Here is an 8,200-nt window from a genome sequence, read left to right on the forward strand (position 1 = left end):
GGTGGTCTCCGTGCGGGCTCCGTCCCCGGAGCGGGCGGTGCGCTGGGCGGCCGACTGCCGCGCGGCGGGTCTGGCCGTGGGCTGTTTCCGTCCTCCTTCCGTGCCCGACGGCGTCTCACGGCTGAGGCTGACCGCCCGCGCGGACCTCTCCGGGGCCGAGATCGAACGCGCTGTACGGGTCATCGGCGAAACGCGACCATGAGTCGGCGTGACACGGCCGTGAATCCCTCGAAAACAATGAAGGATTGAGCGAATCCGATCAGAGGGTGGATCGGAGCGTGGTCAGAGGGCGGTCACAAATCCCGTCCAGCTCTCGGGGGAGAAGAGCAGGGCGGGTCCGGCCGGGTTCTTCGAGTCGCGCACGGCGAGCAGTCCGGCCGCGGGGCCGGAGCGCGGCCGTGCCGTCTCCACGCAGTTGTTCGCGCCCGTGCTGCGGCTGCTGCGCAGCCAGCGCACCTCGTGCAGGTCGGTACTGACGGGGACGTTCCGAGGCAGAGCTGACATGGTGCCTCCTTACACGCCGTCACCTATCCCGGCGATGTAGTCCAACGAGTCCTCGGGGGAAAGGGCGTGGAACTGAAGGGTGCTGAAGGCCTCGGAGTAGGCCATCAGGTCTTCTTTCCGTTCCAGGTAGAGGCTACTCGTCAACTGGTCGAGAACAACCACGTCCAGATCAGAAGTGCTCGGAAATGAGAAGATAACGAAAGGCCCGGTGAGGCCGATATGCGCCCCCGCCGTGAAGGGCAGCACCTGGAGCCGTACCTGCGGCAGCCGGGCCGCCTCCATCAGCCGCCGGCGCTGCCGGGCCATCACCCCCGGACCGCCCACCTCGCGGCGCAGCACCGCCTCGTCCAGTACGGCGCTCAGCGCCAGCGGCGGGTCCGACCGCAGCACGTCCTGGCGGGCCAGACGCACCTCCACCAGGGTGTCCAGGCGGTCCTCGTCCAGGTCCTTCACGGCGGCCCGGGTCACCGCGCGGGCGTACTCCGCCGTCTGCAGCAGGCCGGGCACCACCGTGGTCTCCAGGGTGCGCATCGCGCTCGCCTGCGACTCCAGGCTGATGAAATCCCGGTACGTGGGCGGCAGTACGCCCCGGTAGGCGTGCCACCAGCGGTGCCGGCCGCTGGTCTCCTCCGACCCCGCCAGTATCAGCAGCAACTCGCGCAGATGCCTGTCCCGCACCCCGTAGGCGTCCAGCAGCAACCGCAGATCGGCCGGTTTCACGCCGCTGGCGCCGGTCTCGATACGGCTCACCTTCGACTGGTGCCAGCCGACCAGCCGGGCCGCCTCACCGCTGGTGAGCCCGGCGCCGGTGCGCAGCGCGCGCAGCTCGGCGCCCAGCTTGCGGCGGCGCACCGCGGGACCGTTCTGCATGGGCTCCTCCTTACTCCGTCCGGACCGCCCCGATACGGTCTCGCGTCGCACGGTTCACCGCTTCGGGCGACAGATATATGCATATCTTGGTGGATCGCCCCCCGTGACCGTCCCGGTGATGGCAGTCTGACGGACAAGCACCAGTCCGGGACCGTACTCGAACCCACCGCCGTATGGCGGGCCGCGGTCCCGTTGGGAAAGGGACGACGTCGCCATGGCAGACCATCTGGAAGCCTCCGTCACTCTGCCGAGCGATCCCGCCTCGGTCTCGGCCGCGCGCTCCTACGTCGTGGGCACTCTCGCGGAGTGGGGCCTGCCCGCGGACACCGAGACGGCCGACACCGTCCGGCTCATCGTCTCCGAACTCGCCACCAACGCCGTGCAGCACACCTTCGGCCAGTCACCCACCTTCACCGTCGACATCGCGCTGCACCATGACGAACAGTTGCGCATCGGTGTCACGGACAGCCACCCCCGCTTCCCGAAGAGACTGCCCGCCGCGGTCCAGCAGGACAATGGGCGCGGCATGGTGATCATCCGCTGGCTCACCGCGGAGTGCGGCGGCCGGCTCCGCGTCCGTCCGACCAGCGAGGGCGGCAAGACGGTCTCCATCGAACTGCCCTGGTGCCTGCCGACGGCACCGGTCCCGGCCGGGCAATCCCCGGAGCCTCCGACGGCCTGACGGCCGGCGGTCGTCAGGGGGAGGGGGCCGGGGTGGTCGGGACACCCGGCCCGGTCGCCCCCGACAGCCGCCCGGGTACCCGTGGGCGCGCGTTCCGGTGACTCGGGGCGGGAGCCCCGGGCTGAGGCGCCTCGCCTGCGGTGTACGGCGCCCGGGACACCGATCCGGAAAGCGAGCGCCCGTACGGCGACCGGCCGAGCCGGCACACACCGACCAGGCCCGCGCCCGGGCCGACCCCGGCAGGGCGAAGCCATGTCACGGTGCCGGGCAGTCACCCGGCCTCCGGGTTTCCCGTGTGCCCGCCCGCGCCGGCGGGTGGCCGTGGCGTCGAGCGCCGGGCTCCGGGTCTGCCCGTCCGTGCGGGTGGGTGGCGGATGGTGGCCTGCCGAGTGTTCCGGGTTCGGGTCTGTCCGCCGTGCCGGTGGGGCGGCCGGTGGTGGTCCGGTGTGTGTTGCGGGCCCGCGTTGCTCGCCTGCGCCGGCGGGTGGCCGTGGCGCGGAGCGCTGTGGTTCCGGGTCTGCCCGTCCGTGCCGCTAGGTCGGCGGGTGCGGCGCGTGTTGTGGGTCCGGGGCTGCCGGGCGGCTCTGGAAGGCAGCCGTGGTGGTTCGGCGGGTGTTGCGGGTCCGGACCGGTGCCCCCGCGCTCGAGGGGACCCAGGGCGGTCCTGCGAGTGCTCCGGGCCCCGAACCTGCCCGTCGGTGCTCGTCCCGACGCACCCCACGGCTGCCTTCGGAGGGGGCCTGCCGGCCGCTCCGGGAAGGCGGCGCCTTCCGGTTGGGTATCTCGACGGTGGCCCCGCGCCCGCACGGGCCCCGTGGCCGTCGTGGGCGGACCTGGCGCACCCCGGCCCGCCCCACGGCCTTGGGCGGGCCGGAGGGGCGCCGGTGGTGCGCCGGAGCGGCCCTGCTGCCGGAGCCGCTCCCCGCCGTGCGGACGGGTCAGCCGACCCGGCCGTACCAGACGCTCCTGGTCCAGATCTTCTGGAGCTTCACCACGTCCCCGGTCTTCGGGGCGTGCCAGATCTTGTTGTGGCCGGCGTAGATGCCGACGTGGTAGACGCTGGAGCCCGAGTGGAAGAAGACCAGGTCACCGGCCTTGCGGTTGCGGGCGGAGATGTGGTGCGTCTTGTTGTACTGCTGGGCGGCGGTGCGCGGCAGCTTCTTGCCGGCCTTCTTGAACGAGTACAGCGTCAGCCCCGAGCAGTCGAATCTGTTCGGTCCGGTGGCGCCCCACCGGTACGGTGAGCCCTTCTTGGAGGCCGCGACCTTGAGCGCTTTCGACGCGATCGTCGCGGCGGAGGCGTCGGTGGCGAGACCGGGCACCGCGATCGAGCCGCCCACGGCGGCGAGGGTGAGAGCCGAGGCCGTACCGGCCCGGGCCATCAGCGACGGGACTCGATTGAGCGCAGTCATGCGCAACCCTTCGTCAGCCGCCTGTGAAGGATGACCTGTCGGATTCGGGCTGGCGAAGTAGCCCGGCCGCGTTGCCACGGCTTCACCCCAAGGGCCGCCCGGAACCTCCGCCCCCGCCCGACCTCTGTCGGACGGCTGGACATCCGTTCCGGCGAACCCGCCTTGCTTGGGTCCTCCACTCCTGCCGATCCACTTCCGTCGACCGGTCATCCGGGCGGCGGCAGGACTCGGCGTCCGCCCGGACCGCCCCGCCGCGGTGGCGGGGGCTTGTCGTCAGACAGGGATCTTGGCTCACAACTGTCTGAAAATCCCAACGGAATCGGGGATTTGTGGTGTTCCTCACCACTCACCCGTTCGGGTGGACAGTGCTCTGTTCGAGACCCCGTCAGTTCCCCGCCGTAGCCCCGGACCTGGGGTGATGTCCTCGCCGGCGATCCGTCGACCCGTGCTTTGCGCAACTCGGGAGGCCCGGAAAACGATCGGGATGTACACCGGTCGGCGGTACGTCGTTCGGGCCGTTTCAACTCCGGTCCGAACGACGCGTGTCGACATATCGGCGTCGTCGGACCGGACCGGTGTCCGCCTCAGCCGACGTCGTCCGGCGGGAGCGCGACGCGAGCGGCCCGGCGCTCGCCGTCCAGCACCCGCAGCGCCCGTGCCAGCGTGTCCCCGTGCAGCTCCGTCTCACCCCGCTGGTGCATCAGCGCGAGCGCGTCCCGCAGCTCTGCCGCCTTGCGCACCAGGGCCTGGGCGGCACGCAGCCCGCCGTAGGTGTGTCCGGGCCGGGCCGGATTGACCCGGCCCAGCAGGTCGACGGCCTCCAGGTAACGATCGATCAACTCGCCCTCGGCGCGGGTCAGGGCGGGCAGTGGTGGCAGTTCCGGCAGCATGGGCGGCTCACCTCGCGTCCGGTGCGCCGGGCGTGTCCCGGCGGCTGGGCACGATCCCGTCGACCAGACCGTACGCGAGCGCCCCGGGGGCGTCGAGGATGAGGTCGCGCTCCAGGTCCTCGTGGACCTGCGCGGCCGTGCGCCCCGTGTGCCGGACGAGCATCTCCTCCAGGGTGGCGCGGACCCGGGTCAGTTCCCCGGCCCGGAGGAGCAGGTCGCTCGGCCGGCCGCGCACCGGCTCGGGCAGTGCCGGCTGTTCCAGCACGACCCGGGCGCCGGGCAGCGTGAACCGCTTCCCCGGGGCGCCGGCGGCGAGCAGCACCGCGGCCGGGCCGGCGGCCTGCCCCAGGCAGTAGGTCGCCACGTCACAGCTGACGTAGCGCATCGTGTCGTAGATCGGCGCCATGGCGTCGAAGGAACCGCCGGGCGAGTTGACGTACAGCGTGATGTCCCGGTCCGGGGCCCGGTGCTCCAGATACATCAGCTGGGCCGTCACATCGCCGGCCGTCGCGTCGTCGACCGGTGCGCCGAGGAAGACGATCCGGTCCTGGAAGAGCCGCGCGTACGGGTCCAGGGTGCGCACGGTGCCCGAGGCGCGCTCGGTGAACTCGGGCAGGACGTACCGGGCGGACGGTCGGTGCATGGACATACCCCTCCTCTGACGAGGCCCCGATGGGCTCGACTTCTGTACAGAATGTACATGACGTACGGCACGTTATGATGGAGGCATGGCCTACGAGATTCCGGTGACGCAAGCCAGGGCTGAGCTCGCCGACCTGATCAACCGGGTGGTGTACGGCGGTGAGCGCGTCGTCGTGACCCGGCACGGCAAGCCGCTGGTCGCGCTGGTCTCGGCCGCCGACCTGGAGCGACTGGACGCGCTGGACGAACCGGGCGAGGAGCGGATCGTCAGCTCGGTCTCCGGGGTGCACGACGCCGGTGCCGTGCCGCGCGAGCGGCAGCGCTTCGGGATCGCGGCGGAGCACCGCCGGCCGGACACTCCCTGAGTCCGGCCGCCGCCGTCTCTGCGGGAGCCCATAGCACGGTCATGGGCCGGCCAAGGTCTGGTTAACGTCGTTGAAACTCCGACCCTCTAGCCTGCGCATCCACGCCATCAGGGGTATTTCTGCCCGGAATTGAGAGCGATCCGGGGAATTTGTCTGTGTGTTACACCTATCCCCGTCGCGATGGCTGCGGCAACCGGACCCCGCACGGTCCGGAGCAAGGACAGTGAGGTGGGACGTGCAACTGACCCCGCACGAGCAGGAGAGGCTGCTGATCCATGTGGCGGCCGACGTCGCCGAGAAGCGCAAGGCCCGTGGACTGAAGCTCAACCACCCCGAAGCGGTCGCCCTCATCACGTCGCACGTCCTGGAGGGCGCACGCGACGGCCGCACGGTCGCCGAGCTGATGTCCTCCGGCCGCAAGGTCCTGACCAGGAACGACGTCATGGACGGCGTGGCCGAGATGATTCATGACGTGCAGGTGGAGGCCACTTTCCCGGACGGCACGAAGCTCGTCACCGTCCACGAGCCGATCATCTGAGGGGCGCCGCGATGATTCCCGGAGAGATCCTGTTCGCGGACGACCCCGTCACCTTCAACGACGGTCGCGAGGTCACTCGTCTGACTGTTCTCAACGCCGCCGACCGGCCCGTCCAGGTCGGCTCCCACTACCACTTCACCGAGGCCAACCCCGGCCTCGAGTTCGACCGCGCGGCCGCCCGCGGCAAGCGCCTGAACGTCGCCGCGGGCACCGCCGTCCGCTTCGAACCCGGCATTCCCGTCGAGGTCGAGCTGGTGCCGCTGTCCGGCGCCCGGATCGTCCCCGGGCTGCGCGGCGAGACCGGAGGTGCCCTCGATGCCTGAGATCTCCCGCGGCGCCTACGCCGACCTGTTCGGCCCCACCACCGGCGACCGCATCCGGCTCGCCGACACCGACCTGCTGATCGAGATCGAGGAGGACCGCTCCGGCGGCCCCGGTGCCTCCGGTGACGAGGCGGTCTTCGGCGGCGGCAAGGTCATCCGCGAGTCCATGGGCCAGTCCCGCGCCACCCGGGCCGAGGGCGCCCCCGACACCGTGATCACCGGTGCCGTCGTCGTGGACCACTGGGGCATCGTCAAGGCCGACGTCGGCATCCGCGACGGCCGGATCACCGCCCTCGGCAAGGCCGGCAACCCCGACACCATGGACGGCGTCCACCCCGACCTGGTCATCGGCCCGGAGACCGAGATCATCGCGGGCAACGGCCGCATCCTGACCGCCGGCGCCATCGACGCCCATGTCCACTTCATCTGCCCCCAGGTCGCCGACGAGGCGCTGGCCTCCGGCATCACCACCCTGGTCGGCGGCGGCACCGGACCCGCCGAGGGCTCCAAGGCCACCACCGTCACCCCCGGCCCCTGGCACCTGGCCCGGATGCTGGAGGCGATGGAGGCCTACCCGGTCAACGTCGGCTTCCTCGGCAAGGGCAACACCGTCAGCCACGAGGCGATGCTCTCCCAGATCCGCGGCGGCGCCGTCGGGCTGAAGCTGCACGAGGACTGGGGCTCCACGCCCGCCGTCATCGACGCCGCGCTCACCGTCGCCGACCGGACCGGCATCCAGGTCGCCATCCACACCGACACCCTGAACGAGGCGGGCTTCGTCGGCGACACCCTCGCCGCGATCGCGGGCCGGGGCATCCACTCGTACCACACCGAGGGTGCCGGCGGCGGTCACGCGCCCGACATCATGACCGTGGTCTCGCAGGCCAACATCCTGCCCAGCTCCACCAACCCGACCCGGCCCTTCACCGTCAACACGACCGAGGAACACCTCGACATGCTGATGGTGTGCCACCACCTCAACCCGGCCGTCCCCGAGGACCTGGCGTTCGCCGAGTCCCGGATCCGGCCGTCCACCATCGGCGCGGAGGACATCCTCCACGACCTCGGCGCGATCTCGATCATCTCCTCCGACTCCCAGGCCATGGGCCGGGTCGGCGAGGTCGTCCTGCGCACCTGGCAGACCGCGCACGTCATGAAGCGCCGGCGGGGCGCGCTGCCCGGCGACGGCCGCGCCGACAACCACCGGGTACGGCGCTACGTCGCCAAGTACACCATCAACCCGGCGCTCGCCCAGGGCCTGGCCGCCGAGACCGGGTCCGTGGAGACCGGCAAGCTCGCCGACCTGGTGCTGTGGGAGCCCGCCTTCTTCGGGGTCAAGCCGCTGCTGGTGATCAAGGGCGGCCAGATCGCCTACGCGCAGATGGGCGACGCCAACGCGTCCATCCCCACCCCGCAGCCCATCCTGCCGCGCCCGATGTACGGCGCGATCGGCCGGGCCCCCGCCGCCAACTCGGTCAACTTCGTGTCCGCCCTGGCCGTCGAGGACGGGCTGCCGGAGCGGCTCGGGCTCGGCAAGCGGTTCGTGGCGATCGAGTCCACGCGCGCGGTCACCAAGGCCGACATGCGGGAGAACGACGCCATGCCGGACGTCCGGATCGATCCCGACAGCTTCGCCGTGCACATCGACGGCGAGCTGGTCGAGGCCACCCCGGCCGCCGAACTCCCCATGGCCCAGCGCTACTTCCTCTTCTGACAGGCGTTTTCCACGATGACACGGGCAGCACTGCTCGTCCTGGCCGACGGCCGCTTCCCCGCCGGAGGGCACGCGCACTCCGGCGGGGCCGAGGCCGCCGTCAAGGCCGGACGCATCACCGACCCCGCGAGCCTGGAGGAGTTCTGCCGGGGCCGCCTGCACACCGCCGGGCTGGTCGCGGGCGCGCTGGCGGCGGCGGCCGTGCTCGGCGCCGATCCGCGCGAGCTGGACGCGGCGGCCGACGCCCGCCCCCCGTCCCC

The 8,200-nt window shown here is 71.6% G+C and carries 10 protein-coding genes, 2 pseudogenes and 1 riboswitch; of the genes and pseudogenes, 7 read left to right on the top strand and 5 right to left on the bottom strand.

Annotated features, from left to right (window positions below; genetic code table 11):
* Positions 1-202: pseudogene (locus H5J33_RS15730) on the top strand (8-amino-7-oxononanoate synthase); the annotation flags it as partial.
* An 80-nt stretch (positions 203-282) separates the two neighbouring features.
* On the opposite strand, the gene H5J33_RS15735 reads toward H5J33_RS15730, so the two are convergent.
* The gene (locus H5J33_RS15735; RefSeq protein WP_030775154.1) at positions 283-504 is read right to left on the bottom strand and encodes a DUF397 domain-containing protein; all 222 of its coding nucleotides are present in this window, start codon (positions 502-504) and stop codon (positions 283-285) included.
* Between the two features lie 9 nt (positions 505-513).
* Positions 514-1,374, bottom strand: coding sequence for a helix-turn-helix transcriptional regulator (locus H5J33_RS15740; RefSeq protein WP_181795531.1), 861 nt, complete (start codon positions 1,372-1,374; stop codon positions 514-516).
* Positions 1,375-1,588: 214 nt separating this feature from the next.
* Here H5J33_RS15740 and H5J33_RS15745 point away from each other — a divergent pair, with 214 nt between their 5' ends.
* Positions 1,589-2,056: an ATP-binding protein gene (locus tag H5J33_RS15745; RefSeq protein WP_181795532.1), complete on the top strand. Its 468-nt coding sequence runs from the start codon at positions 1,589-1,591 to the stop codon at positions 2,054-2,056.
* A 938-nt stretch (positions 2,057-2,994) separates the two neighbouring features.
* Here H5J33_RS15745 and H5J33_RS15750 read toward each other — a convergent pair.
* The 3 genes from H5J33_RS15750 to H5J33_RS15760 all read right to left on the bottom strand — a co-directional run bounded on the left by H5J33_RS15750 (position 2,995) and on the right by H5J33_RS15760 (position 5,001).
* Positions 2,995-3,468, bottom strand: a complete 474-nt coding sequence (locus tag H5J33_RS15750) for a C40 family peptidase (RefSeq protein WP_181795533.1) — start codon at positions 3,466-3,468, stop codon at positions 2,995-2,997.
* A gap of 3 nt (positions 3,469-3,471) precedes the next feature.
* Positions 3,472-3,615, bottom strand: a riboswitch (cyclic di-AMP (ydaO/yuaA leader).
* Between the two features lie 437 nt (positions 3,616-4,052).
* Complete coding sequence (locus H5J33_RS15755; protein ID WP_181795534.1) at positions 4,053-4,358, bottom strand: hypothetical protein; 306 nt, start codon at positions 4,356-4,358, stop codon at positions 4,053-4,055.
* Positions 4,359-4,365: 7 nt separating this feature from the next.
* Positions 4,366-5,001, bottom strand: a complete 636-nt coding sequence (locus H5J33_RS15760; RefSeq protein WP_181795535.1) for an ATP-dependent Clp protease proteolytic subunit — start codon at positions 4,999-5,001, stop codon at positions 4,366-4,368.
* Positions 5,002-5,086: 85 nt separating this feature from the next.
* Here H5J33_RS15760 and H5J33_RS15765 point away from each other — a divergent pair, with 85 nt between their 5' ends.
* The 5 genes and pseudogenes from H5J33_RS15765 to H5J33_RS15785 form a co-directional block, all read left to right on the top strand.
* On the top strand, positions 5,087-5,365 hold the full coding sequence (locus H5J33_RS15765) for a type II toxin-antitoxin system Phd/YefM family antitoxin (protein ID WP_181795536.1): 279 nt from the start codon (positions 5,087-5,089) through the stop codon (positions 5,363-5,365).
* A gap of 235 nt (positions 5,366-5,600) precedes the next feature.
* Positions 5,601-5,903, top strand: coding sequence for an urease subunit gamma (locus H5J33_RS15770; protein ID WP_181795537.1), 303 nt, complete (start codon positions 5,601-5,603; stop codon positions 5,901-5,903).
* A gap of 11 nt (positions 5,904-5,914) precedes the next feature.
* On the top strand, positions 5,915-6,226 hold the full coding sequence (locus tag H5J33_RS15775) for an urease subunit beta (RefSeq protein ID WP_181795538.1): 312 nt from the start codon (positions 5,915-5,917) through the stop codon (positions 6,224-6,226).
* Entirely contained in the window at positions 6,219-7,940 is a 1,722-nt protein-coding gene (locus tag H5J33_RS15780) for an urease subunit alpha (RefSeq protein WP_181795539.1), read from the top strand. Before H5J33_RS15775 ends, H5J33_RS15780 begins: the two co-directional genes overlap by 8 nt.
* Before the next feature lie 15 nt (positions 7,941-7,955).
* Positions 7,956-8,200, top strand: a pseudogene (locus tag H5J33_RS15785) (urease accessory protein UreF); the annotation flags it as partial.

It is taken from the genome of Streptomyces sp. WELS2, from assembly GCF_013870595.1.
In the GTDB taxonomy this organism is placed as follows: domain Bacteria; phylum Actinomycetota; class Actinomycetes; order Streptomycetales; family Streptomycetaceae; genus Streptomyces.

Bases quoted from the DNA above. Each gene is read 5' to 3' on its own strand.
- H5J33_RS15765 (WP_181795536.1), top strand. From the start codon at position 5,087: ATGGCCTACGAGATTCCGGTGACGCAAGCCAGGGCTGAGCTCGCCGAC.
- H5J33_RS15780 (WP_181795539.1), top strand. From the start codon at position 6,219: ATGCCTGAGATCTCCCGCGGCGCCTACGCCGACCTGTTCGGCCCCACC.
- H5J33_RS15750 (WP_181795533.1), bottom strand. From the start codon at position 3,468: ATGACTGCGCTCAATCGAGTCCCGTCGCTGATGGCCCGGGCCGGTACG.
- H5J33_RS15775 (WP_181795538.1), top strand. From the start codon at position 5,915: ATGATTCCCGGAGAGATCCTGTTCGCGGACGACCCCGTCACCTTCAAC.
- H5J33_RS15760 (WP_181795535.1), bottom strand. From the start codon at position 5,001: ATGCACCGACCGTCCGCCCGGTACGTCCTGCCCGAGTTCACCGAGCGC.
- H5J33_RS15735 (WP_030775154.1), bottom strand. From the start codon at position 504: ATGTCAGCTCTGCCTCGGAACGTCCCCGTCAGTACCGACCTGCACGAG.
- H5J33_RS15755 (WP_181795534.1), bottom strand. From the start codon at position 4,358: ATGCTGCCGGAACTGCCACCACTGCCCGCCCTGACCCGCGCCGAGGGC.
- H5J33_RS15745 (WP_181795532.1), top strand. From the start codon at position 1,589: ATGGCAGACCATCTGGAAGCCTCCGTCACTCTGCCGAGCGATCCCGCC.
- H5J33_RS15740 (WP_181795531.1), bottom strand. From the start codon at position 1,374: ATGCAGAACGGTCCCGCGGTGCGCCGCCGCAAGCTGGGCGCCGAGCTG.